At 67.6% G+C, this 22,411-nt stretch carries 24 protein-coding genes; 21 read left to right on the top strand and 3 right to left on the bottom strand.

Features of this window, described 5'->3' with window-relative positions; translation table 11 throughout:
- Nucleotides 1-123: 123 nt before the first annotated feature.
- Nucleotides 124-336 carry a 30S ribosomal protein S21 gene (rpsU, locus tag C3Y15_RS17035; RefSeq protein ID WP_006401410.1) on the top strand — a complete coding sequence of 71 codons (213 nt, stop codon included), beginning with the start codon at nt 124-126 and terminating at the stop codon, nt 334-336.
- Between the two features lie 249 nt (nt 337-585).
- Here the strand turns inward: rpsU and C3Y15_RS17030 are convergent, their stop codons facing one another.
- Nucleotides 586-1,188 (bottom strand): DNA-3-methyladenine glycosylase I, encoded by a 603-nt coding sequence (locus tag C3Y15_RS17030; RefSeq protein WP_060091121.1) that lies wholly within the window; start codon nt 1,186-1,188, stop codon nt 586-588.
- Between the two features lie 141 nt (nt 1,189-1,329).
- Between C3Y15_RS17030 and C3Y15_RS17025 the strand changes: the two genes are divergently transcribed.
- Nucleotides 1,330-2,211: a BadF/BadG/BcrA/BcrD ATPase family protein gene (locus C3Y15_RS17025; protein WP_069246110.1), complete on the top strand. Its 882-nt coding sequence runs from the start codon at nt 1,330-1,332 to the stop codon at nt 2,209-2,211.
- A 119-nt stretch (nt 2,212-2,330) separates the two neighbouring features.
- Nucleotides 2,331-3,164, top strand: a complete 834-nt coding sequence (locus tag C3Y15_RS17020) for a Cof-type HAD-IIB family hydrolase (protein ID WP_069246111.1) — start codon at nt 2,331-2,333, stop codon at nt 3,162-3,164.
- A 105-nt stretch (nt 3,165-3,269) separates the two neighbouring features.
- On the opposite strand, the gene aqpZ is transcribed toward C3Y15_RS17020, so the two are convergent.
- A complete protein-coding gene (gene aqpZ, locus C3Y15_RS17015) occupies nt 3,270-4,007 on the bottom strand; it encodes an aquaporin Z (RefSeq protein ID WP_069246112.1) in 738 nt (245 codons plus the stop codon).
- A 295-nt stretch (nt 4,008-4,302) separates the two neighbouring features.
- Here aqpZ and C3Y15_RS17010 point away from each other — a divergent pair, with 295 nt between their 5' ends.
- Nucleotides 4,303-4,599, top strand: a complete 297-nt coding sequence (locus tag C3Y15_RS17010) for an H-NS histone family protein (RefSeq protein ID WP_011882898.1) — start codon at nt 4,303-4,305, stop codon at nt 4,597-4,599.
- A 143-nt stretch (nt 4,600-4,742) separates the two neighbouring features.
- Here the strand turns inward: C3Y15_RS17010 and C3Y15_RS17005 are convergent, their stop codons facing one another.
- A complete protein-coding gene (locus tag C3Y15_RS17005) occupies nt 4,743-5,807 on the bottom strand; it encodes a glycosyltransferase family 4 protein (protein WP_069246113.1) in 1,065 nt (354 codons plus the stop codon).
- A 651-nt stretch (nt 5,808-6,458) separates the two neighbouring features.
- Here C3Y15_RS17005 and flhD point away from each other — a divergent pair.
- From flhD to C3Y15_RS16915, 17 genes are all read left to right on the top strand, one after another.
- Nucleotides 6,459-6,779, top strand: a complete 321-nt coding sequence (flhD, locus tag C3Y15_RS16995; RefSeq protein ID WP_034193026.1) for a flagellar transcriptional regulator FlhD — start codon at nt 6,459-6,461, stop codon at nt 6,777-6,779.
- Between the two features lie 94 nt (nt 6,780-6,873).
- The gene (flhC, locus tag C3Y15_RS16990) at nt 6,874-7,428 is read left to right on the top strand and encodes a flagellar transcriptional regulator FlhC (RefSeq protein WP_011882902.1); all 555 of its coding nucleotides are present in this window, start codon (nt 6,874-6,876) and stop codon (nt 7,426-7,428) included.
- A gap of 179 nt (nt 7,429-7,607) precedes the next feature.
- Nucleotides 7,608-8,468: a flagellar motor stator protein MotA gene (gene motA / locus C3Y15_RS16985; protein ID WP_011882903.1), complete on the top strand. Its 861-nt coding sequence runs from the start codon at nt 7,608-7,610 to the stop codon at nt 8,466-8,468.
- Nucleotides 8,469-8,481: 13 nt separating this feature from the next.
- Nucleotides 8,482-9,498: a flagellar motor protein MotB gene (gene motB / locus C3Y15_RS16980; RefSeq protein WP_011882904.1), complete on the top strand. Its 1,017-nt coding sequence runs from the start codon at nt 8,482-8,484 to the stop codon at nt 9,496-9,498.
- Nucleotides 9,499-9,521: 23 nt separating this feature from the next.
- A complete protein-coding gene (locus C3Y15_RS16975) occupies nt 9,522-9,899 on the top strand; it encodes a response regulator (RefSeq protein WP_011882905.1) in 378 nt (125 codons plus the stop codon).
- A 33-nt stretch (nt 9,900-9,932) separates the two neighbouring features.
- A complete protein-coding gene (gene cheA / locus C3Y15_RS16970) occupies nt 9,933-12,239 on the top strand; it encodes a chemotaxis protein CheA (protein WP_059621869.1) in 2,307 nt (768 codons plus the stop codon).
- Between the two features lie 48 nt (nt 12,240-12,287).
- Nucleotides 12,288-12,803 carry a chemotaxis protein CheW gene (cheW, locus tag C3Y15_RS16965; protein ID WP_011882907.1) on the top strand — a complete coding sequence of 172 codons (516 nt, stop codon included), beginning with the start codon at nt 12,288-12,290 and terminating at the stop codon, nt 12,801-12,803.
- A 37-nt stretch (nt 12,804-12,840) separates the two neighbouring features.
- On the top strand, nt 12,841-14,793 hold the full coding sequence (locus C3Y15_RS16960; protein ID WP_059621871.1) for a methyl-accepting chemotaxis protein: 1,953 nt from the start codon (nt 12,841-12,843) through the stop codon (nt 14,791-14,793).
- A 3-nt stretch (nt 14,794-14,796) separates the two neighbouring features.
- Nucleotides 14,797-15,777 carry a CheR family methyltransferase gene (locus tag C3Y15_RS16955; protein WP_011882909.1) on the top strand — a complete coding sequence of 327 codons (981 nt, stop codon included), beginning with the start codon at nt 14,797-14,799 and terminating at the stop codon, nt 15,775-15,777.
- Complete coding sequence (gene cheD / locus C3Y15_RS16950) at nt 15,777-16,517, top strand: chemoreceptor glutamine deamidase CheD (protein ID WP_011882910.1); 741 nt, start codon at nt 15,777-15,779, stop codon at nt 16,515-16,517. Before C3Y15_RS16955 ends, cheD begins: the two co-directional genes overlap by 1 nt.
- Before the next feature lie 5 nt (nt 16,518-16,522).
- Nucleotides 16,523-17,614, top strand: coding sequence for a chemotaxis response regulator protein-glutamate methylesterase (locus C3Y15_RS16945; protein ID WP_011882911.1), 1,092 nt, complete (start codon nt 16,523-16,525; stop codon nt 17,612-17,614).
- Nucleotides 17,615-17,681: 67 nt separating this feature from the next.
- Nucleotides 17,682-18,077: a chemotaxis response regulator CheY gene (gene cheY, locus C3Y15_RS16940; RefSeq protein WP_006754880.1), complete on the top strand. Its 396-nt coding sequence runs from the start codon at nt 17,682-17,684 to the stop codon at nt 18,075-18,077.
- Nucleotide 18,078: 1 nt separating this feature from the next.
- Nucleotides 18,079-18,810, top strand: coding sequence for a protein phosphatase CheZ (gene cheZ / locus C3Y15_RS16935; protein WP_011882912.1), 732 nt, complete (start codon nt 18,079-18,081; stop codon nt 18,808-18,810).
- Nucleotides 18,811-19,122: 312 nt separating this feature from the next.
- Nucleotides 19,123-19,629: a DUF2844 domain-containing protein gene (locus C3Y15_RS16930; protein WP_011882913.1), complete on the top strand. Its 507-nt coding sequence runs from the start codon at nt 19,123-19,125 to the stop codon at nt 19,627-19,629.
- 16 nt (nt 19,630-19,645) lie between these two features.
- Nucleotides 19,646-20,899 (top strand): DUF3443 domain-containing protein, encoded by a 1,254-nt coding sequence (locus C3Y15_RS16925; RefSeq protein WP_069246114.1) that lies wholly within the window; start codon nt 19,646-19,648, stop codon nt 20,897-20,899.
- Between the two features lie 163 nt (nt 20,900-21,062).
- On the top strand, nt 21,063-21,560 hold the full coding sequence (locus C3Y15_RS16920) for a VOC family protein (protein WP_034192936.1): 498 nt from the start codon (nt 21,063-21,065) through the stop codon (nt 21,558-21,560).
- 238 nt (nt 21,561-21,798) lie between these two features.
- Nucleotides 21,799-22,290: a DUF805 domain-containing protein gene (locus C3Y15_RS16915; RefSeq protein WP_346268555.1), complete on the top strand. Its 492-nt coding sequence runs from the start codon at nt 21,799-21,801 to the stop codon at nt 22,288-22,290.
- Nucleotides 22,291-22,411 lie beyond the last annotated feature (121 nt).

Here is a 22,411-nt window from a genome sequence, read left to right as displayed (position 1 = left end):
CTCTCATTTCCGGCCTCCGAGGCCGTATTTCCGCTCGTTTCGCCTGTTGTGGGGACGCCCGGATGGCCGGTGCGTGGCGCTTGGCCGCTACGTTTTTGACCGTTTAAGCACTTTAGGAACGACATGACGACGATTCTTCTGAAAGAAAACGAGCCGTTCGAAGTGGCGATTCGCCGCTTTCGCCGTGCTATCGAAAAAAATGGCCTGATCGCTGAACTGCGCGAACGCCAGTCCTACGAAAAGCCGACCGCAGTCCGCAAGCGCAAGAAGGCAGCAGCCGTCAAGCGCCTGCACAAGCGTCTGCGTAGCCAGATGCTGCCGAAGAAGCTCCACTAAGAGCGTCTGACGGTTCGCCGCGAAACGGCGGAGCGTGCTTCGAAAGAAGCCGCTCCGCCGTTTTGCTTTTTTGGCTGGCTGTTCCGGGCGGTATAGGTGTCGGGAGCGCTGCCGACAGGCGCGGTCTGCGGCTATCCCCCCAGCCGGCGCCGCTGCCGCTGCCGCCGCCGCGGTCGTGCCGCCGGGCCAGCCCGCTTCGTGGCGGGCCTGTCGTCGGCCCGTCCAGCTCCGCTGCCCGCCGCCTCGCCGTCAGCCTGCGTTGCGGCGCCGTGCCGGCTGCTTGCCCGCAAGCGCCGCACATTGCGCATGGCAAGGGCAGCCGAGCTCGTGATCGTTCACCATCCCGGTCGCCTGCATCAACGCATAGCAGATCGTCGAGCCGACGAACTTGCAGCCGTACGCCTTCAACGCCTTGCTGAGCGCGTCGGACTCGGCGGTCGACGCCGGCGCGTCGCGATACGACCGCCACGCGTTCTGGATCGGCGTATCACCGACGAACGACCACATGAACTTCGCCAGCGACCCGTGCTCCTCGCGAATCTGCTGCACGGCCCGCGCATTGATCACCGCTGATTGGACCTTCGCGCGATTGCGCACGATGCCGGGATTCGCGAGCAGCTCGTCGACGCGTTGCGGTGTGAAGTGCGCGACCGCGTCGACGTCGAAATCGGCGAACGCCTCCCGATAGCCGGCGCGTTTGTTCAGGATCGTCGACCACGACAGCCCGGCCTGCGCGCCTTCCAGGATCAGCATCTCGAACAGGTGGCGATCGTCATGCGACGGCACGCCCCATTCAGTATCGTGATAGTGGGCGTCCGCTTCCGTCTTTACCCAGTTGCACCGCTGCGACATCGTCGGCCTCGTTCCAGTGTCGATTCGATCGCGCCAGCATAGCGGAAGCCCCATGCGCGGCATAGCTGGCCGAACGGCAGATGGGCGCGCGGGGCCGATGCGGTTAAGCTTGGCGACTGGTCGAATCAGCAGGATCCACGCATGACGGCATTACTTTTTGCAATCGGCATCGACGGCGGCGGCACCGGCACCCGCGCGGTGCTCGCCGACCGGCACGGCCGCGAACTCGCCCAGGGGCGCGGCGGCCCGTCGGGGCTCGGCCTCGGCATCGAGCGCGCCTGGGCGTCGATCGGCACGGCCTGTGCCGACGCGTTCACGCAAGCGGGACTCGCGCTGAACTGGTCGCAATGCGCGCTTGGCTGCGGGCTGGCGGGCGTCAACAACGCTGCCTGGCTGGCCGCTTTCCGCGCGCACGCGCCGCTCGACGCGCTCGCGGTCGAAAGCGACGCATACACGACGCTGGTCGGTGCGCACGGCGGCGCGCCGGGGCTCATCGTCGCGCTGGGCACCGGCAGCATCGCGGCGGTGCTCGATGCGGCGGGCGATTGCCGCATTGCGGGCGGCTTCGGCTTTCCGTCCGGCGACGAGGCAAGCGGCGCGTGGCTCGGCATGCGTGCGCTTGCTTACGCGCAGCAGGCGCTCGATGGCCGTGCGCCGCGTGATGCGTTTGCCGAGGCGCTGCTCGGCGCAACGGGCGCGGACGATCGCGACGCGCTCGTCCAGTGGTCGTGCGACGCGAACCAGACCATCTACGCGCGGCTCGCGCCGATCGTGTTCGCGCATCGCGACCATCCGTATGCCGCCGCGCTCATCGCGCAGGCCGGCGAGGAAATCGGCAAGATGATCGACGCGCTCGACCCGCGGCACGCGCTGCCGGTCGCGCTGTGCGGCGGGCTGGCCGACGCGCTCGCGCCGGCCGTGCCCGAGCGCCACGCGGCGCGGTTGCGGGCGCCGCTCGACGATTCAGCGCACGGCGCGTTGCGGCTCGCGCTGAAGGCGCTTGCGGCCGCGGGCGCAGGATAGCGGGGCGCGCGTGGCGAGTCACCGGTGATCGGGCGCAAACGCCGGTCGTCCGGCGCGCGGGCCGGCCCGACGTTAAAATGGCGGCTCCGCACCGCCGTGCGCGTCCTTCACCGCCTCCCATGTACAAAGTCATCGCCACCGATCTCGACGGCACCCTGCTGAACAGCGATCACCAACTCGATCCGTACACGATCGAGACCATCCGCCGGCTCGAACGCGACGGCCTGCAGTTCGTGATCGCGACCGGGCGGCATTATGCGGACGTCGCCGGCATCCGCGACGTGCTGGGGATCCGGCCATACCTGATCACGTCGAACGGGGCGCGCGTGCATGCGCCGGACGACACGGCGATCCACGCGCAGGACATCGCCCCGGCAATCGTCCGCGAGCTCGTGCAGCCCGCCGTGGCCGGCGCGCACGGGCGCGTGATCGTCAATCTGTTTACCGATCGCGGCTGGCTGATCGATCGCGAGGCCCCGCACCTGCTCGAATTCCATCAGGACTCCGGTTTCCGCTACGACGTGATCGACATGGCCGCGCACGACGGCACGGATATCGCGAAGGTGCTCTACATCGGCGAGCCGGCCGACCTCGCGGTGGTCGCCGAGCAGATGCGCGTGCAGTTCGGCGACGCGCTGTACGTCACCTACTCGCTGCCCGATTGCCTGGAAGTGATGACTGCCAACGTCTCGAAAGGCCGCGCGCTGCGGGCGGTGCTCGAGCGGCTCGGCGTCGACGCCGGGCACTGCATCGCGTTCGGCGACAACATGAACGACATCGATCTGCTCGAAACCGCCGGGCACGCGTTCACGATGAACAACGCGAATCCCGACCTGATCGCGCGCTTGCCGCACATTCCGCGGATCGGCAACAACTTCGACGCCGGCGTGGCGCGTCACCTGCGCACGCTGTTCGCGCTGACGGATGCCGTCGACGGCGTCGCGGCGTCCTGAACGAAAAGGAAAAACGGGCGCCAGCGGCGCCCGTTCAAATTACCTGCCTCGTGTTGTTCGACAGCGTGAGGCTCGCTGCGCTGCTCGCGTGACCCCGTAGCGTTGTTATTCGACGGTGCGAGCGGATGCGGGCAGCAGGACGGCAGCGTCGCGCCCTGCGATCAACGGATAGACGACCCCTGCGATGGCTGCGCCGATGATCGGCGCAATCCAGAACAGCCACAGCTGGCCGATCGCTTCGCCGCCCACGAACAGCGCGGGGCCGGTCGAGCGGGCCGGGTTCACCGACGTGTTCGTGACCGGGATCGAGATCAGGTGGATCAACGTCAGGCACAGGCCGATCGCGATCGGTGCGAAGCCGGCCGGCGCGCGCTTGTCGGTCGCGCCGAGAATCACGAACAGGAAGAAGCCCGTCATCACGACTTCGCAGGTGAACGCCGCGCCGAGCGAGTAGTGGCCGGGCGAGCGCTCGCCGAAGCCGTTGGTCGCAAAGCCGCTGCCCACCACGTCGAAGCCCGGCTTGCCGGTTGCGATCAGATACAGCACGAACGCGCCGAGCGTGGCGCCGACCACCTGCGCGACGACGTACGGGACGAGATCGCGTGCCGGAAAGCGGCCGGCGACCGTCAAGCCCACGCTCACAGCCGGATTCAAATGGCAACCCGAAATATGGCCGATCGCGAATGCCATCGTCAGCACGGTCAGGCCGAAAGCAAGTGCGACGCCGGCAAAGCCGATGCCGAGGCCCGGAAAGGCGGCCGCCAGCACGGCGCTTCCGCACCCGCCGAGCACCAGCCAAAACGTGCCGAATGCTTCTGCGGCCAGCCGCTGTGAAAGATTCATGAAGGGACCTCGTCCAAGTAGGGTGAACACCAATGGGCGGCCGGCTGATTTACTTCGTCGCCCGAATTGGTCTGGATTATAGGAAATGAATCGGACCGACGAGGGTCAACGATTGTTAAATTTGAATGCCGACGGCTCGCTTTATTAGAATAAATCCGCATTCTCCATATAGACGAATCGGTTAAAGATGGCAGAATTAATTGGCAAGAGCAGGGCGGCAGTGCGATGACGTAACGGGTGTCGGCGTTCCGGCCGGAGTCGGCGGAGCCGCATCATGCAAAAAAAGGGAGTCGATATGTCTCAATACGCGAAACTCAAGGCGCAGATCGCCGATCTGCAGGCCCAGGCGGACGAAGTGCGCCGTCAGGAAGTGGCGGCAGTGATCACCGAAGTCCAGCGGGTGATTGCCGAATACGGGCTGACGGCCCAGGATCTGGGATTCGCCGAGCGGGCGCGGCGCGGCCGGCCGCCGAAAAAGGCGCCGTTGCCGCCGAAATACCGCGATCCGAAGTCGGGTGCAACCTGGAGTGGTCGCGGCAAGCCGCCGAATTGGATCGTCGGCAAAAACCGCGATCGTTTCCTGATCGAATGATCCATCAATCGCCGGCACCAATCGGCGCGCCGCGCAAAAAGAAAGAGCCGCATCGACGATGCGGCTCTTTGTTCGATGCCGGCAGCTTTTACGCGCGGATTTCCACGCAATTTTTCCGGCGTATTTCGTGACGAATTTACGCGTCAGGCTCCGGCGACCCTGCGCAACGCCGGGCGTTTCGCCGCCGCGCAAAGCGATTCGTAGGTTTCGACATAGCGGCGCGCCATCGCCGTGGCGCTGAAGCGCGCATCGAAGTGGGCGCGGATCGCGTCGCGCGACAGGCTGTCGATCCGGTGCAGTGCGCCGACCGCGCCCTGGACGTCCTCGACGATGAAGCCGGTCACGCCGTCCTCGATCACCTCCGGCACCGAGCCGCGGTTGAACGCCACGACCGGCGTACCGCACGCCATCGCCTCGATCATTACCAGCCCGAACGGTTCCGGCCAGTCGATCGGGAACAGCAGCGCCTTGGCGCCCGACAGGAACGCCGGCTTCTGCGCCTCGTTGATCTCGCCGATGAATTCGACGTGCGCCTCGCCCAGCAGCGGCTCGATCACTTCCTTGAAGTAGTCGGCGTCGGCCTTGTCGACCTTCGCGGCGATCTTCAGCGGCAGCCCGCTTTGCGCGGCGATCCGGATCGCCGTGTCCACGCGCTTTTCTGGGCAGATGCGGCCGAGGAACGCGAGGTACTCGGGCTTCACGTCCGGCTGGGGCGTGAGCAGCGTGTCGGGCAGCCCGTGATACACGGTGCCGGCCCACGCGGCCTGCGGCAGCGGCTTGCGCTGCGAATTCGAGATCGATACGACGGGCGCGTCCGGGAACGCGTCGAACACCGGCTGCAGCTCGGGCAGGTCGAGGCGGCCGTGCAGCGTCGTCACATAAGGCGTGTCGAGCCGCGACATCAGCGGGAACGGCAGATAGTCCAGATGGAAGTGCAGCACGTCGAATTCGTGCGCGACCCGCGCCACCTGCTCGATCAGGCGCATATGGGGCGCCATCGAGTCGCGGATCGACGGGTCGAGCCGCAGCGCGCGCGGCCACGCGGCCTCGAGCCGCGCGGACGTGACGGAGTCGCCGCTCGCGAACAGCGTCACGTCGTGGCCGAGCTCGACGAGCGCCTCGGTCAGGTAGGACACGACACGCTCGGTGCCGCCGTAAAGTTTCGGCGGGACGGCTTCGTAAAGCGGCGCGATCTGGGCAATACGCATGGGCGTTCTCCAGTGTCGACCAGCGGGTTCCGGTGCGGATGCTGGTCCGATACAAGGTTGCGGAACTCGCCGACGCACGCGTTGAGCGGTACGTGACCGGCCCGCGAGGGGAGATGCGGGACGCCGGGCGGCAAGCTGCGGGGCGGGCCGGCGCGGCTCACGCCGCCGCCCATTGGAGTCCATTATGGATATCGCCTTCAGGGGTTCGAGTGTTTTTTCAAAGACTTAAGGCTTGTTACACGATGAAATACGCGAAAACCCCGAGAAAAAGGGCACGCGAATCGAAATCGAGACAGTGGCCATAATTGTTGCGATATCGTGAAAAACCACTATAATTTTTACCGATTGACTCACTCGCGCCCCGCCGTTCCAGCTTCCCCCGTCTACGCGCTCTGCAGCGCCTCTCCTCCGACAGATCCGGGTTTCACCCGTCCCCACCGGGCATTTTTTCTGTCGGAAAAATTCCTACACGGTTTACAGACAAATCCTGCACGGCATACGCCACTTCGCTGATACCGGCATAAAGGCCGTTTAGCCAGAATTCGGCCTGTAAGACTATAAACGTGCCGGCAGCTGCGCCAGTAGGCGCCTGATAGAGCAAACGTTTTCATAACACGAAAGGCCAAAGCAAAGTTTTCTAACGGGGGAATGATGAGCGCCACCAGCGAAATGCTCAGTGAGATCAAAGAGGTCAACCTGTCGTACCTCCTTCTCGCGCAGCGCCTGCTGCGGGAAGACAAAGCGATGGGCATGTTCCGCATGGGTGTTTCCGAGGAACTCGCCGATGTGCTCGCGAACCTCACGCTCGCGCAGACCGTGAAGCTCGCCGCATCGAACCAGATGCTGTGCCGCTTCCGCTTCGACGACCACGCGTTGCTGTCGTCGCTCGCCGACAAAGGCCGCAGCGACGTCGTCACGCACGCACACTCGGCCATCCTGATGGCCGGCCAGCCGGTCGAAAGCGTCCGCTGATCACCACCGCCTCCACGTTCGCCCCGGCGCGCCGCGCCGGCGGGCGGCGTATCGGCGACACATCCGAACAACGTCAAGCGTACGGTTATTGACCATGGCTAGCAAAAGCGTCGTGAACGAGGTGAAGGAAATCACCCTCGCGATCGAACTCATCGAACTGGGCGCCCGGCTGCAGCTGCTGGAGGCGGAGACGAGCCTGTCGCGCGACCGCCTGATCAAGCTGTACAAGGAACTGAAGGGCGTGTCGCCGCCGAAGGGGATGCTGCCGTTCTCGACCGACTGGTTCATGACGTGGCAGCCGAACATCCATTCGTCGCTGTTCTACAACATCTACCGGTTCATGCAGGACCACGGCCGTTGCGACCCGATCCAGTCGATCGTCAAGGCGTACCGGCTCTATCAGGAGCACGTCGATCTGTCGGGCGACGAGGCCGCGCTGAGCCTCACGCGCGCATGGACGCTGGTGCGCTTCTTCGATTCCGGGATGCTGCAGATGACGCCCTGCACGCGCTGCGGCGGCCACTTCGTCGCCCATGCGCATGATCCGCATCAAGGTTTCGTGTGCGGCCTGTGCCAACCGCCGTCGCGCGCGGGCAAGACCCGCAAGGCTGCCGCCGCGCGCGCCGAACTGGCCGCCGCGACGGCCTGAGCCGCGCCGGACGGCGCGTTGGCGAGTGTCCGGCAGCGGCTGCACCGCATGCGAACCGATTCCGGCCTGCTGGTAAACACCGCCGCAGCGCAGCGGAGGCGCCGCGAAAGTTTTCCTGCCGACTGCCGTAAACCTGATTAACGGCGGTCTCCCCGCCGGTCTTTCGTGAGGGACAGGCAGTGCTGATTATCGTGGGAACACTCGTGACGCTGTTGTCCGTCTTCGGCGGTTATGCGCTGGCAGGCGGGCATTTGGGCGCATTGGTCCAGCCGCTCGAGATCCTGATGATCGTCGGTGCGGGTGTCGGCGCGTTCATCCTCGGCAACGGCATCAAGACGATCAAGGCGACCCTGCGCGTGCTGCCGACGCTCTTCAAGGGCTCGAAGTACAACAAGGACGTCTACATGGAGCTGATGGGGCTCCTGTACGTGCTGCTCGCGAAAGCGCGCAAGGAAGGCACGCTGACGCTCGAAGCCGACATCGACGATCCGGAGAAGAGCCCGATCTTCACGCAGTACCCGAAGATCCTCGCCGATCACCACATCGTCGAATTCCTGACCGACTACCTGCGCCTGATGGTGGGCGGCAACATGAACGCGTTCGAGATCGAGAGCCTGATGGACGAGGAGATCGAGACGCACCACACCGAAGGTGAAGCCCCGGCGCACGCGCTGATGCGTGTCGGCGACGCGATGCCGGCATTCGGTATCGTCGCGGCCGTGATGGGCGTGGTGCACACGATGGCGTCGGCCGACAAGCCGCCCGCGGTGCTCGGCGCGATGATCGCGCAGGCGCTGGTCGGCACGTTCCTGGGCATCCTGCTGTCGTACGGGCTGATCGGGCCGCTGTCGAGCCTCGCGGAGCAGCGCGTGGCCGAGGCGACCAAGATGTTCCAGTGCATCAAGGTGACGATCCTCGCGAGCCTGAACGGCTACGCGCCCGCAATCGCGGTCGAATTCGGCCGCAAGGTGCTGTTCTCGACCGAGCGTCCGTCGTTCAACGAGCTCGAAGAGCACGTGCGCCGCGTGAAGGCGAAGTGACGCGGAGCGTTCGATGAGCAAGAGCAAGGATCGCGCAATCGTCGTGAAACGGGTGGCCCCGCAGAAGAAGGGCCACCACGGCGGCGCATGGAAGCTCGCATACGCGGACTTCATGACCGCGATGATGGCGTTCTTCCTGCTGATGTGGCTGCTGAGCTCGGCCACGCCGGTGCAGCTGAAGGGGATCGCCGAGTACTTCAACACGCCGCTGCAGGCCGCGCTGTTCGGCAGCGGCGACCGCAGCTCGCAGGACTCGAGCATCATCAACGGCGGCGGCCGCGACCTGTCGAGCGTCGACGCCGGCACGACGCGCCGCACCGACGGCTCGACGAGCCTCGCGGACCGCGTCGCGAAGAAGGGCGAAGACACCGCGCAGGCGCAGGCGCAAGGCGCGATCGAGCGGCGCGAGCAGGCGCGCCTGCACGACCTGCAGATCAAGCTGATGGCGGCGATCGAGGCGAACCCGACGCTGCGTCAGTTCCGCCAGCAGATCCGCATCGATTCGACGCTGATGGGCCTGCGCATCGAGATCGTCGATTCGCAGAAGCGGCCGATGTTCGCGATGTCGAGCAACAACGTCGAGCCGTACATGCGCGACATCCTGCGCGAGATCGGCAAGACGCTGAACGACGTGCCGAACCGGATCATCGTGCAGGGTCACACCGACGCGGTGCCGTATGCGGGCGGCGAAGGCGGCTACAGCAACTGGGAGCTGTCGGCCGATCGTGCGAACGCGTCGCGCCGCGAGCTGATCGCAGGCGGCATGGACGAGGCGAAGGTGCTGCGCGTGCTCGGCCTCGCCTCGACGCAGAACCTGAACAAGGCCGATCCGCTCGATCCGGAAAACCGCCGGATCAGCGTGATCGTGTTGAACCGAAAATCCGAAGAGGCGCTGATGCGCGACGACGCGACGACCACCACGCTGTCGGCCGATGCGGCCGGCTCGAAGCTGCTCGGGCAGCAGCTGGGCGCCGCCTCGGCCGCCCGGCCGGTGCTCGCGAGCGCCGTGGCCGTCGCGCCGAAACCCTGACGTTTCCAGCTTCCGAGACAGACATGATCCGAACCATTCTCGCCATCGACGACTCCGCGACCATGCGTGCGCTGCTGCAGGCGACGCTTGCGCAGGCCGGCTACGACGTGACGGTGGCGCCGGACGGCGAAGCCGGCTTCGACATGGCGGCCACGATGCCGTACGACCTGGTGCTGACCGACCAGAACATGCCGCGCAGGAGCGGGCTCGAGGTGATCTCCGCGCTGCGCAGGCTCAGCGCGTATACGGCCACGCCGATCCTCGTGCTGACGACCGAAGGCAGCGATGCCTTCAAGGACGCCGCACGCGACGCGGGCGCGACCGGCTGGATCGAAAAACCGATCGACCCGGCCGTGCTGATCGACCTGGTCGCGACGCTCTCCGAGCAGACGGCCTCCTGACATGAACGCGACGAATCCAACCGGTGACCGGGCATGACTCTCGACATCACGCAGTTCTACCAGACCTTTTTCGACGAAGCGGACGAGTTGCTCGCACAGATGGAGCAGCTGCTGCTGAACCTCGACGTCGATTCACCCGACCCCGAAGATCTCGCGGCGATCTTCCGCGCCGCGCATTCGATCAAGGGCGGCGCGGCGACGTTCGGCTTTACCGCGCTGACGCAAACGACCCACATCCTCGAATCGCTGCTCGACCGCGCGCGCAACCATGAGCTGACGCTGACCAAGGAAATGGTCGACGCGTTCCTCGAGACCAAGGACGTGCTGTCCGACCAGCTCGCCGACTATCGTGCGAGCGCGGAGCCGGACGCGGCGGCCGCCGCGGAAATCTGCGCGAAGCTCGAACAGCTGAAGGCCGCGAGCGGCACGGCCGCGGCAGCACCGGCGCCCGCGCCGGCTGCGGCCGCCGCACCCGCGCCCGCTGCGCCGGCTGCGGCTGCGCCGGAGCCCGCCGCCGCCGGCGATAGCGCGCCGGACCACGTGATCGAACAGGCCGTCGCGGCCGCCCATCCGGCGGCAGGCGGGGCCGATGCCGGCGCCGAAGGCCCGCATCTGAAGATCACGCTGGTCGGCGTCGACACGAAGGACCAGGCGCTCCTCACCGAGGAGCTGAGCAATCTCGGCCGGATCGCCGGCCGCGAGCAGTCGGGCGGCGACCTGACGCTGTGGCTCGAATCGGACGTGCCGTCCGACGACATCATCGCCGTGTGCTGCTTCGTGATCGACGAAAGCCAGATCCGCATCTCGCGCGGCACCGCGCCGGCCGCAGCGGCGGCGCCGGGCGCACCGGCAGCAGAGGCCGCAGCGCCCGCACCGGCGCCGGCCGCCGCGACGCCGGCTGCCGCCGAACCGGCCGCGGCCGCAGCCGCACCGGCCGCACGCGTCGAGGTGTTCGCGCCCGCAGCGCCCGCCGCACCGGCGGCGCCGGCCGCCGCGGCCGCGCCGCAGGCGCCGGCACAGCCCGCCGCAGCCCAGCCGCAGCAAGCGCCGCACGCCGAACCGGCCAACGCGCATGCCGCCCACCATCACCACGACGACAAGCGTCCGCGCGGCGCGGCCGGCGCGGCAGGCGGCGCCGAAGGCAGCTCGATTCGCGTCGGCGTCGAGAAGGTCGACCAGCTGATCAACCTCGTCGGCGAACTCGTGATCACGCAGGCGATGCTCGCGGAAACCGCGACCGCCTTCGATCCCGCGCTGCACGACCGCCTGTTCAACGGGATGGCGCAGCTCGAGCGCAACGCGCGCGACCTGCAGGAAGCGGTGATGTCGATCCGGATGATGCCGATGGACTACGTGTTCAGCCGCTTCCCGCGGCTGGTGCGCGATCTCGCCGGCAAGCTCGGCAAGCAGGTCGAGCTCGTCACGTTCGGTCAGGCCACCGAGCTGGACAAGAGCCTGATCGAGCGCATCATCGACCCGCTCACGCACCTGGTGCGCAACAGCCTCGACCACGGCATCGAGACCGTCGACAAGCGCGTCGCGGCCGGCAAGGACGCAGTCGGCCAGCTCGTGCTGTCGGCCGCGCATCACGGCGGCAACATCGTGATCGAGGTGAGCGACGACGGCGCGGGCCTGAACCGCGAGCGGATCCTCGCGAAGGCCGCGAAGCAGGGCATGCAGATTTCCGAGAACGTCAGCGACGACGAAGTGTGGCAGCTGATCTTCGCGCCGGGCTTCTCGACCGCCGAGACGGTGACCGACGTGTCGGGCCGCGGCGTCGGGATGGACGTCGTGAAGCGCAACATCCAGTCGATGGGCGGCCACGTCGAGATTTCGTCGCAGGCCGGCCGCGGCACCACCACGCGGATCGTGCTGCCGCTCACGCTCGCGATCCTCGACGGGATGTCGGTGAAGGTGGGCAGCGAGATCTTCATCCTGCCGCTGAACTTCGTGATGGAGTCGCTGCAGCCGTCGATGGACGACATCTACACGGTCGGCAACGGCGAGCGCGTGGTGCGCGTGCGCGGCGAATACCTGCCGCTCGTCGCGCTGCACGAGGTGTTCTCGGTCGACGACGCGCGCACCGATCCGACCCAGGGCATCGTGACGATCATGGAAACCGAAGGGCGCCGCTTCGCGATGCTCATCGACGAGCTGGTCGGCCAGCAGCAGGTGGTCGTGAAGAACCTCGAGACCAATTACCGCAAGGTACACGGCATCTCGGCAGCGACGATCCTGGGCGACGGCAGCGTCGCACTGATCGTCGACGTCGCGGCGCTGAACCGCGAAACCCGTGCGACGCACGGCGCCCGGGTGGGCGCTGAACTCGCGATCTTCTAACTCTCGCCATTCAACCGATTGGGGGCACACGTGTCTGCTGAAGTCCAAATGATCAATCCGGCCGCGGCGAACGCGGTCGCAAGCCGCCGCGACGCCGAACAGGGCGATGCGACCGGGCAGGAATTCCTCGTCTTCACGCTCGGCGACGAGGAATACGGGATCGACATCCTGAAGGTGCAGGAAATCCGCGGTTACGACAGCGTCACGCGCATCGCCAACGCGCCGGACTTCATCAAGGGCGTGATCAATCTGCGCGGCATCATCGTGCCGATCGTCGACATGCGGATCAAGTTCCATCTGGGCCGCGTCGAGTACGACCATCAGACCGTCGTGATCATCCTCAACGTGTCGAACCGCGTGGTCGGGATGGTGGTCGACGGCGTGTCGGACGTGCTGACCCTGCAGACCGACCAGATCATGCCGGCGCCGGAATTCGGCGCGACGCTGACGACCGAGTACCTGACGGGCCTCGGCACGGTGGACGGCCGGATGCTGATCCTGATGGACATCGAGAAGCTGATGTCGAGCCGGGAAATGGCGCTGATCGAGATGCTCGGCGCATAAGCGCCACGCGCGCGCAGTAATTTCGGGAGATTCTGCAATGTTGCACAACTGGTCGATCCGCTCGACGCTGACGGCGGTCGGACTCATCCTCGTTTGCCTGGCCGCCGCGGTCGGCGGGCTCGGCCTCTACGCGCTCGATCGCGCGAGCAGCGCGCTCGACGAGATCGCGCACGCCGATCTGCCGGCGATCCATACGCTCGACGACACGTCGGCGCATCTGCTGCGCTCGCGCGTCGCGCTCGACCGCTTCCGCACGCTGACCGAAGGCGGCAACACGGCCGAGGCGGCGAAGGTGCTCGAACGCGCGCAGGAGCTGTACGCGAAGTCGAACCAGAACTGGCAGGCGTTCCAGGCGACGGCCAAGCTCGGCGTCGACCAGTCGCTGCTCGACGACCTCGGTGCGCGCTACACGGCCATCATCAAGGACGGCGTCGAGCCCGAATTCGTCGCGGCGCGCGCGGGCGACATGGCCGCGTACCACGCAATCGCCGACACCAAGATCAGCCCGATGTTCGTCGCGTTCGACCAGACCGCCGCCGCCGTGATCGCGGCGCTGCAAAAGCGCGCGGAAGACCGCCAGGCCGCGACGCAGTCGCGCATCTCGCTGATGATCGTCCTGATCTCCGCGGGCATCGCGATCGCGTTCGTCGTCGTGATCGCGATCCGCTTCATGCTGCGCGGGCTGATCGTGAAGCCGCTCGAGGACGCGATCGCGCACTTCGAGCGCATCGCTGGCGGCGACCTCACGCAGCCGGTGACCGTATTCAGCAACAACGAGATCGGCCGCCTGTTCGGCGGCATCAAGCGGATGCAGGACGCCGTGACGGGGATGGTGCAGGCCGTCCACCGCGGCACCGAGTCGATCGACGTCGGCGCGCGCGAGATCGCGACCGGCAACACCGACCTGTCGCAGCGCACCGAGCAGCAGGCCGCGTCGCTGCAGGAAACGGCGTCGAGCATGGAGCAGCTGACCGGCACCGTGCGCCAGAACGCGGAGAACGCGCGTCAGGCCAGCCAGCTCGCCGTGAACGCATCGGACATCGCGACGCAAGGCGGCGACGTGGTCGGCCAAGTGGTGTCGACGATGCAGGACATCGCGACGAGCTCGGGCAAGATCGTCGACATCATCGGCACGATCGAAGGCATCGCGTTCCAGACCAACATCCTCGCGCTGAACGCGGCGGTCGAAGCCGCACGCGCAGGCGAGCAGGGCCGCGGCTTCGCCGTGGTCGCGGGCGAAGTGCGCTCGCTGGCGCAGCGCAGCGCGAGCGCCGCGAAGGAAATCAAGCAGCTGATCGGCGATTCGGCCGAGAAGGTCGAAAGCGGGTCGGCGCTGGTCGCGCGCGCCGGCACGACGATGGACGAAATCGTGCAGGCCGTGCGCCGCGTGACCGACATCATGGGCGAGATCAGCGCCGCGTCGGAGGAGCAGTCGACCGGCATCGAGCAGGTCAACCGCGCGGTCGGCCAGATGGATTCGGTCACGCAGCAGAACGCGGCGCTGGTCGAGCAGGCGGCGGCCGCTGCTGCGTCGCTCGAAGAGCAGACGCGCCAGATGAAGGCGATCGTCGCCGAATGGCGCGTCGCGGGCGGCATCGCGCTCGCGCCGGCGCGCAGCGTCGCACGGGCGACCGCGCCGACGCCAACGCCGGCTGCCGCGTCGTCGGAAAGCCGTCACGACGCCGCACCGAGCGCATCGTCTGCATCGCCGGCGCCGCAAGCAGCCGCGCAGCCGGCCGCACGGCGCGCCGCAGCGGCATCGGCTGCATCGGCATCGAGCCACGAACCGAAGCGCGCGGCCGATGCCGGCGCACGTCCGTCCAAGGAAGCGCCGGCTGCCGGCGGCTACGGCCCGCGTCTCGCGAAGGCGCCCGCCGCGCCGGCTGCGAAGACCGCCGAGAAACCCGCACTGGTGCGCCCCGCGCTGCACGGCGAGAAGCCGGCGCTGGCCGCGGCCGGTACGTCCGATGACGACTGGGAGACCTTCTAAGCCATGCTGTCCGCGCGCGCACCGTTTCGATCCGATGCACCGGAAGCCTCGCCCCGAGCGGGCGAGCCGGGGCGCGACTTCGCATTCACCGGCGCGGATTTCGCGCGCATACGCGAGCTGATCCATCAACGCGCCGGGATCTCGCTGTCCGAGCACAAGCGCGACATGGCGTACAGCCGGCTCGCACGCCGGCTGCGCGCACGCGGCCTCGACACGTTCCGCGAATACCTCGACCTGCTCGAGCGGGAAGACGATCCGCTCGAGTGGGAGGCGTTCACCAACGCGCTGACCACCAACCTCACCGCGTTCTTTCGCGAGGCGCACCACTTCCCGATCCTGGCCGAGTTCGTGAAAGGGCGGCCGGCGCCGGTGTCGGTGTGGTGCTCGGCCGCGTCGACCGGCGAGGAGCCGTATTCGATCGCGATCACGCTGGTCGAGGCGCTCGGCGAATCGGCCGCGCGCAGCGCGTCGATTCTCGCGACCGACCTCGACACGCAGGTGCTCGCGAAGGCCGAGGCCGGCATCTATACGTACGACCAGGTCAAGCACCTGAGCCCGGAGCGGCTCAAGCGCTTCTTCCTGAAGGGCACGGGCGCGCAGGCCGGCCGCGTGAAGGTGCGCCCGGAGTTGCGCGCGATGATCCGCTTCGAGCAGCTGAACCTGACCGATGCCGACTACGGGATCGCGAAGCCGTTCGACGCGATCTTCTGCCGCAACGTGATGATCTATTTCGACAAGCCGACGCAAGGGCAGGTGCTGTCGCGCTTCGAGCCGCTCGTGAAGCCGGGCGGGCTGCTGTTCGCCGGGCATTCGGAGAATTTCACGTACGTGACGCAGGCGTTCCGGCTGCGCGGGCAGACGGTGTACGAGCTCACGCGCGACGCCGTGCAGAGCGCGCGCGCGCGCGGCGCGGCGGGTTCCGCGGCAGCGCCGTCGGGCGCGCAACGCGCCGCGGGCGCGACGCCCGCTTACGGAGAACGCTGATGAGCGCTCTCCCGATCGCGACCAACCACTACTTCGACACCCACTTCGACCGCCCCGGCGTGAAGCTGCTGCCGAACGAGTTCTACACGACGTCCGAAGACATCGTGCTGATGACCGTGCTCGGCTCGTGCGTCGCGGCCTGCCTGCACGACCCGGTCTCCGGCATCGGCGGAATGAATCACTTCATGCTGCCCGACGACGGCGCCGATGCCGGCGCGGCCGCGTCGGAGTCGATGCGCTACGGCGCCTACGCGATGGAAGTGCTGATCAACGAACTGATCAAGGCCGGCGGGCGCCGCGAGCGCTTCGAGGCGAAGGTGTTCGGCGGCGCCGCGGTGCTGGCCGGCATGACGACGATCAACATCGGCGACCGCAACGCCGATTTCGTGCGCCGCTATCTCGCGCTCGAACGCATTCGCATCACCGCGGAAGATTTGCAGGGTGTGCATCCGCGCAAGGTCGCGTTCATGCCGCGCACCGGCCGCGCGATGGTGAAGAAGCTGCGGCTGCAGGTGCCGGGCGTGGCCGAGCGCGAAGCCGCGCTCGCACGCGAGGCCGTCCGCGCCAGCGCGGCGCGCGCGCGTGCGAAAGTGGAACTGTTCGCCGCGCCGCGGCCGAGTGCGCCGCCGCCGGCGCGGCCGCGCATCGAACTGTTCGGCGCCCGCAGCGGCGGCGCGGGCGTGCAGCCGGCGGTTCAAAAGGCCGCCAGCCCGTACGCGGCCAACCTTTCGAGAAAGTAGGAGGCATGACCGCAGTGCAGAAGATCAAAGTGTTGTGCGTCGACGACTCGGCGCTGATCCGCAGTCTGATGACCGAGATCATCAACAGCCAGCCCGACATGATGGTGTGCGCGACCGCGCCCGATCCGCTCGTCGCGCGCGAGCTCATCAAGCAGCACAACCCCGACGTGTTGACGCTCGACGTCGAAATGCCGCGCATGGACGGGCTCGACTTCCTCGAGAAGCTGATGCGCCTGCGGCCGATGCCGGTCGTGATGGTGTCGTCGCTGACCGAGCGCGGCTCCGAAATCACGCTGCGCGCGCTCGAACTCGGCGCGGTGGATTTCGTCACGAAGCCGCGCGTCGGGATTCGCGACGGCATGCTCGACTACGCGGAGAAGCTCGCGGACAAGATCCGCGCGGCCGCGCGCGCGCGCGTGCGCCAGACGCCGCAGCCGCACGCCGCCGCACGCGCGGCGAACGGCCAGCCGGCCGCGCCGATGTTCAACAACCCGCTCGTCAGTACCGAGAAGCTGATCATCATCGGCGCGTCGACGGGCGGCACCGAGGCGATCCGCGAGGTGCTGACGCCGCTGCCGCCCGACGCGCCCGCCGTGCTGATCGCGCAGCACATGCCGCCGGGCTTCACGAAGTCGTTCGCGCAGCGGCTGAACGGCCTGTGCCGGATCGCGGTGAAGGAAGCCGAGCATGGCGAGCGCGTGCTGCCCGGCCATGCGTACATCGCGCCCGGCCACGCGCACTTGCTGCTCGCGCGCAGCGGCGCGAACTACATCGCGCAGCTGTCCGACGATCCGCCGGTGAACCGCCACCGGCCGTCGGTCGACGTGCTGTTCCGCTCGGCGGCGCAGCACGCGGGCAAGAACGCGATCGGCGTGATCCTGACCGGCATGGGCCGCGACGGCGCGGCCGGGCTGCTGGACATGAAGCGCGCGGGCGCCCACACGTTCGCGCAGGACGAGGCGAGCTGCATCGTGTTCGGCATGCCGCGCGAGGCGATCGCGCTCGGCGGCGCGGACGAAGTCGCGCCGCTCGCCGAAATGAGCCGGCGCGTGATGGCGCGACTCGCTACGATGGGCGATCGCGTGCAGCGCGTCTGAACGAAATGTCTCCGGGCATGTACGATGCTGCATGCCCTGACGGTAACGAATCTGCAAAGGAACGACGATGGACAAGAGCATGAAAATCCTGGTGGTGGACGATTTCCCGACGATGCGCCGGATCGTCCGCAACCTGCTCAAGGAGCTCGGCTACACGAACGTCGACGAAGCCGAAGACGGCGCGGCCGGCCTCGCGCGGCTGCGCGGCGGCGGCTTCGACTTCGTGATCTCGGACTGGAACATGCCGAACCTCGACGGCCTCGCGATGCTGAAGGAAATCCGCGCGGACGCGACGCTCACGCACCTGCCGGTGCTGATGGTCACGGCCGAGTCGAAGAAGGAGAACATCATCGCGGCGGCGCAGGCCGGCGCGAGCGGTTACGTCGTGAAGCCGTTCACGGCCGCGACGCTCGACGAGAAGCTGAACAAGATCATCGACAAGATGGCCAAGGCCGGGAGCTGACGTGAACGAGCCGATCCATGCGGCGCTCGCCGGCGCGGCGATCAACGCCGACGGCCATGCCGAAGGCGCCGATTTCGCGAGCGACAGGATCCTCGCGCGCATCGGCCAGGTCACGCGCGCCTTGCGCGATTCGATGCGCGAGCTCGGGCTCGACAAGCACGTCGAGCGCGCGGCGGAAGCCGTGCCCGACGCCCGCGACCGGCTGCGCTACGTCGCGACGATGACCGAGCAGGCGGCCGAGCGCGTGCTGAACGCGATCGAGATCGCGAAGCCGGTGCAGGAGCGCATCCAGAACGAAGCCGAGGCACTCGACGCGCGCTGGGCGCAGTGGTACGCGGCGCCGATCGAGCACGCGGAAGTGCGCGAGCTGATGGACGACACGCGCACGTTCCTGCACACGCTGCCCGAGGCCGCCTCGGCGACGAGCGCGCAATTGCTCGAGATCATGCTCGCGCAGGACTTCCAGGATCTGACCGGGCAGGTGATCAAGAAGATCATGGACATGGTCTATCTGATCGAGCAGCAACTGCTGACCGTGCTCGTCGAGAACATCGCCCCGGAGCGGCGCGAGCAGTTCGCGGCCACCGCCGCCGCGCTCGCCGCCGAGCAGGTCAGCTCGACCGGCAGCCCCGCGTCGTTGCTGAACGGCCCGCAGATCGCGCCGGAAGGCAAGTCCGACGTCGTGCAGGATCAGGCGCAGGTCGACGATCTGCTCGCCAGCCTCGGTTTCTGACCGGGCACACCCATCGCGCCCGCGGCCCCTCCGTTGCATGGAGCGGCCCGGTGCGGCGCGCATGCGCGGTATTCCGCGCTATTCCGCGGTATTCACATCGCCCGGATCGCCGCGCGGCATCGCTTCGCCTTGCCCTGCCTCGCGCGACATGCTGCGACGCATCATGCGGCACCCATTTGACATTCCGACATACTCCGCAGGCATACTACGCGTCAGCAGCAATGAAGCGTCATTGTGAAGACTCCAATTCGTAGCCGGCGGTGCCGGACGGTTCGGTATCGCGGCGACGAAGCCAGTCCCTTGGGGGGGAATGTGAAACTGAAACGCTTGGGCTGGGCCGTCGCGCATGCGGCGGCTGCAACGGGTGTGCTGTGGTCGATCCACGCACATGCCGAACTGGGCGGCGCACCGATGTCGCCGCCGGCGGACGATCATGCCGCCACCGTGCGCGCGCTGCAGCGCGCGATGCGCTCCGCCGACGGCGTCGTGCAGCCGAGCGCGGCCGCATACACCGTGCGCGAGATCACGCTCGGGTCGGGCACCGTCATCCACGAATACACCAGCGCGGCCGGCAGCGTGTTCGGGCTCGCGTGGCGCGGGCCGAGCATGCCGGACCTCGAGTCGCTGCTCGGCAGCTATTTCCCGCAGTACACGGCGGGCGTGCAGGCGGCGCACGCGGCGCACGGCTGGCGCGCGCCCGTGTCGGTCGCGACCAGCGGCCTCGTGATCCGCACCGGCGGCCACATGGGCTCGTTCGCGGGCCAGGCATGGCTGCCCGCGGCATTGCCGGCCGGGCTGACCGGCAACGACATCCAGTGACGGCGGGAGAGCGACCTTGAACATTTCTCGTACCTTCAAGCGCTGGCTCGGCGTGCTGGGCCTGGCCGCCGCGACGGCGATGCTCGTCACCGCATGCGGCGGCGGCGGCGACAGTGGCGGCAGCGGCGGCAGCAGTGGCGGCGGCTCCAACGTGTCCGACGGCAATACCGCGAACACGGCCGTGATCACGGTCGGCCCGGGCGCCGCGCGGGTGATCAACATCCCGACGGTCAACGTGAAGATCTGCGTGCCCGGCACGTCGACCTGCCAGGTGGTCAACAACGTGCTCGTCGACACCGCGTCGTACGGGCTGCGACTCGTCAGCAGCGCGCTGACCTCGGGCGTGTTGAACGGCCTGCCGCAAATCACCAGCGGCGGCGCGCCGGTGGCCGAGTGCGGCAAGTTCGTGTCGAGCTACACGTGGGGCTCGCTGCGCACCGTCGATCTGTCGATCGGCACCGAGCAGGCGCCTGCGCTGCCGGTGCAGATCATCGGCGACCTCGGCACGGCCAACGTGCCGGCCTCGTGCTCAAACAACGGCGCGCGGACCTCGGCGAACACGACCGGCGATCTCGGCGCGAACGGCATCCTCGGCATCGGGCCGGCGCCGCTCGACTGCGGCGCGACCTGTGCGACGTCGACGTCGCCGACCTACAACAACTACTACGCGTGCCCGAACGGCAACGCGAGCTGCACGGTCGCGCTCGTGCCGACGTCGCAACAGGTCGCGAACCCGGTCCATCACTTCGCGACCGACAACAACGGCGTGATCGTGCAGATGCCGACCGTGTCGAACAGCGGGCAGGGCAGCGCGACCGGGCTGCTGACGTTCGGGATCGGCACGCAGAGCAACAACGCGCTCGGCGCATCGACGCAGCTGACGTCGACGAGCGCCGGCGACGTCGATGCGACCTTCCTCGGCAGCAGCGTGACCGCGTTCTTCGACACCGGCTCGAACGCGTACTTCTTCAACGATGCGGCGCAGACGACGTGCTCGACCAACACGCAGTTCTACTGCCCGTCGTCGACGGTCACCTATTCGGCGACGCTGACCGGCAAGAACGGCGCGAGCGGTGGCGTGTCGATGCCGGTGGGGAATGCGGATGCGCTGTTCGCGGCGCCGTCGACGTTCGTCTACAACGACATCGCCGGCCCGTTCGGTCCGAGCGGCTGGCTCGACCTCGGCATGCCGCACTTCTACGGCAAGACCATCTACTTCGGGATGGACAAGACGGCCAGCGGCGGCGCGCAGCCTTACGTCGCGTTCTGAACGCGCGCGGCTGGCGATGACCGGAAAGGGGGCGAGCGATCGCCCCCTTTCTCATTGCGCGGGCACCGGGCGTGCTACGGAGCGCGGCGCCGCGCCACCGCCGCACAGCGCCTACGATATAAGACCGGCGCCGGTGCCGGGACGACATCGAGGAGGCACTGCCATGACCGAGCGTATCCAGCGCATCACGCCGTTCCTGTGGTTCGACCGCGACGCCGAGGCGGCCGCCCGCTTTTACGTGTCGGTGTTCGACAACGCGCGCATTGTCGACGTCGCGCGCTACGGCAAAGCGGGTGCGCAGGCGGCCGGGCAGGCCGAGGGCGCGGTGATGACCGTCTCGTTCGAGCTGGACGGCCAGGCGTTCCTCGCGCTGAACGGCGGCCCCGCCTTTCCGCTGACGCCGGCCGTGTCGTTCGTCGTCAACTGCCGCGACCAGCGCGAGATCGACCGCTACTGGGCCGCGCTCGCCGAGGGCGGCGACGAGCGCGCGCAGCAGTGCGGCTGGCTGCGCGACCGCTTCGGCGTGTCGTGGCAGGTGGTGCCCGTGCAGATGCCCGAGCTGATGGCCGGCGACCCGGCGCGCGCCGAGCGCGTGATGGCGCAGGTGCTGCGGATGAAGAAGCTCGATCTGAGCGTGCTGGAGCAGGCGGCGGCCGGTTAGCGGCGGCACGGCGATTTGCTGCGCCGTTTCAGGCCCGTGCGCGATGCTGGTGGCATGCCTGTTGCGAATGGGCGGTAAATCCGTCGCGGCATCGGCGAGCCGATTATCGGCTGTGCAGCGTTTCATGCCGCCGTAATCGAATTGTGGATTATCTTTTGGTTATTCGTCGCGCGGCGCGGCGATTATAAGCGCGGCGGGGCACGCGGCTGGCGGTTCTCCCGGAGCGCCGGCGCGGCCGGTGCGGCAAGCATTGAGCGATGCGCGAAAAGAGATGCAATACCCGGAACTTGATATTTATAATGCCTTCGTTGTTTCCGCGGTCGACGATATAAAACGAGAGGGCAATAAAATGAATTTCGGTGAAGCCGTGCGTTCCGCACTCAATCAATACGCAAAATTCGACGGCCGGGCGCGCCGCGCGGAATACTGGTATTTCGCGTTGCTCACGGGCATCGTGTCGATCGTCTGTCAGGTGGTCGCCGCGGCCGCCGAGGACCCGAGCGCGATCGCGATGCTGCTGATGGTCGTCGTCGCGCTCGCGTCGCTTGCGCTGGTATTGCCCAGCCTCGCGGTCACCGTGCGCCGCCTGCACGATACGGACCGCTCCGGCTGGTTTGTGCTGATCACGCTCATCCCGCTCGTCGGCGCGATCGTGCTGCTCGTGTGGATGTGCGCGCGCGGCACCGAGGGCCCGAACCGCTACGGTCCGGATCCGATCCCGGCTGTCTGAGCGGGGCCGGGGGCGGCCTGGCGGCCGGTTCCGGGCGGGTTGGGCTCCGGCTCGCGCCGGGGCCAACACGCAGACCAACGCTGGGGCGGTGATTCGGTCGCTGGCTCAGGCTTAAATACTC

It is taken from the genome of Burkholderia sp. B10, assembly GCF_004368385.1.
GTDB lineage: Bacteria > Pseudomonadota > Gammaproteobacteria > Burkholderiales > Burkholderiaceae > Burkholderia > Burkholderia vietnamiensis.
The sequence above is the reverse complement of the archived record's forward strand: the minus strand, read 5'-3'. Positions and strand labels throughout refer to the sequence as shown.

What these genes read in the sequence shown, in the direction of transcription:
- motB (WP_011882904.1), top strand. Translation starts at nt 8,482, where the DNA reads ATGAGCAAGAGCAAGGATCGCGCAATCGTCGTGAAACGGGTGGCCCCG.
- cheW (WP_011882907.1), top strand. Translation starts at nt 12,288, where the DNA reads ATGATCAATCCGGCCGCGGCGAACGCGGTCGCAAGCCGCCGCGACGCC.
- rpsU (WP_006401410.1), top strand. Translation starts at nt 124, where the DNA reads ATGACGACGATTCTTCTGAAAGAAAACGAGCCGTTCGAAGTGGCGATT.
- flhC (WP_011882902.1), top strand. Translation starts at nt 6,874, where the DNA reads ATGGCTAGCAAAAGCGTCGTGAACGAGGTGAAGGAAATCACCCTCGCG.
- cheD (WP_011882910.1), top strand. Translation starts at nt 15,777, where the DNA reads ATGAGCGCTCTCCCGATCGCGACCAACCACTACTTCGACACCCACTTC.
- C3Y15_RS17030 (WP_060091121.1), bottom strand. Translation starts at nt 1,188, where the DNA reads ATGTCGCAGCGGTGCAACTGGGTAAAGACGGAAGCGGACGCCCACTAT.
- C3Y15_RS17005 (WP_069246113.1), bottom strand. Translation starts at nt 5,807, where the DNA reads ATGCGTATTGCCCAGATCGCGCCGCTTTACGAAGCCGTCCCGCCGAAA.
- C3Y15_RS16945 (WP_011882911.1), top strand. Translation starts at nt 16,523, where the DNA reads ATGACCGCAGTGCAGAAGATCAAAGTGTTGTGCGTCGACGACTCGGCG.
- flhD (WP_034193026.1), top strand. Translation starts at nt 6,459, where the DNA reads ATGAGCGCCACCAGCGAAATGCTCAGTGAGATCAAAGAGGTCAACCTG.
- C3Y15_RS16975 (WP_011882905.1), top strand. Translation starts at nt 9,522, where the DNA reads ATGATCCGAACCATTCTCGCCATCGACGACTCCGCGACCATGCGTGCG.
- C3Y15_RS16920 (WP_034192936.1), top strand. Translation starts at nt 21,063, where the DNA reads ATGACCGAGCGTATCCAGCGCATCACGCCGTTCCTGTGGTTCGACCGC.
- C3Y15_RS16960 (WP_059621871.1), top strand. Translation starts at nt 12,841, where the DNA reads ATGTTGCACAACTGGTCGATCCGCTCGACGCTGACGGCGGTCGGACTC.
- C3Y15_RS17020 (WP_069246111.1), top strand. Translation starts at nt 2,331, where the DNA reads ATGTACAAAGTCATCGCCACCGATCTCGACGGCACCCTGCTGAACAGC.
- cheA (WP_059621869.1), top strand. Translation starts at nt 9,933, where the DNA reads ATGACTCTCGACATCACGCAGTTCTACCAGACCTTTTTCGACGAAGCG.
- aqpZ (WP_069246112.1), bottom strand. Translation starts at nt 4,007, where the DNA reads ATGAATCTTTCACAGCGGCTGGCCGCAGAAGCATTCGGCACGTTTTGG.
- C3Y15_RS17025 (WP_069246110.1), top strand. Translation starts at nt 1,330, where the DNA reads ATGACGGCATTACTTTTTGCAATCGGCATCGACGGCGGCGGCACCGGC.
- cheY (WP_006754880.1), top strand. Translation starts at nt 17,682, where the DNA reads ATGGACAAGAGCATGAAAATCCTGGTGGTGGACGATTTCCCGACGATG.
- C3Y15_RS17010 (WP_011882898.1), top strand. Translation starts at nt 4,303, where the DNA reads ATGTCTCAATACGCGAAACTCAAGGCGCAGATCGCCGATCTGCAGGCC.
- C3Y15_RS16955 (WP_011882909.1), top strand. Translation starts at nt 14,797, where the DNA reads ATGCTGTCCGCGCGCGCACCGTTTCGATCCGATGCACCGGAAGCCTCG.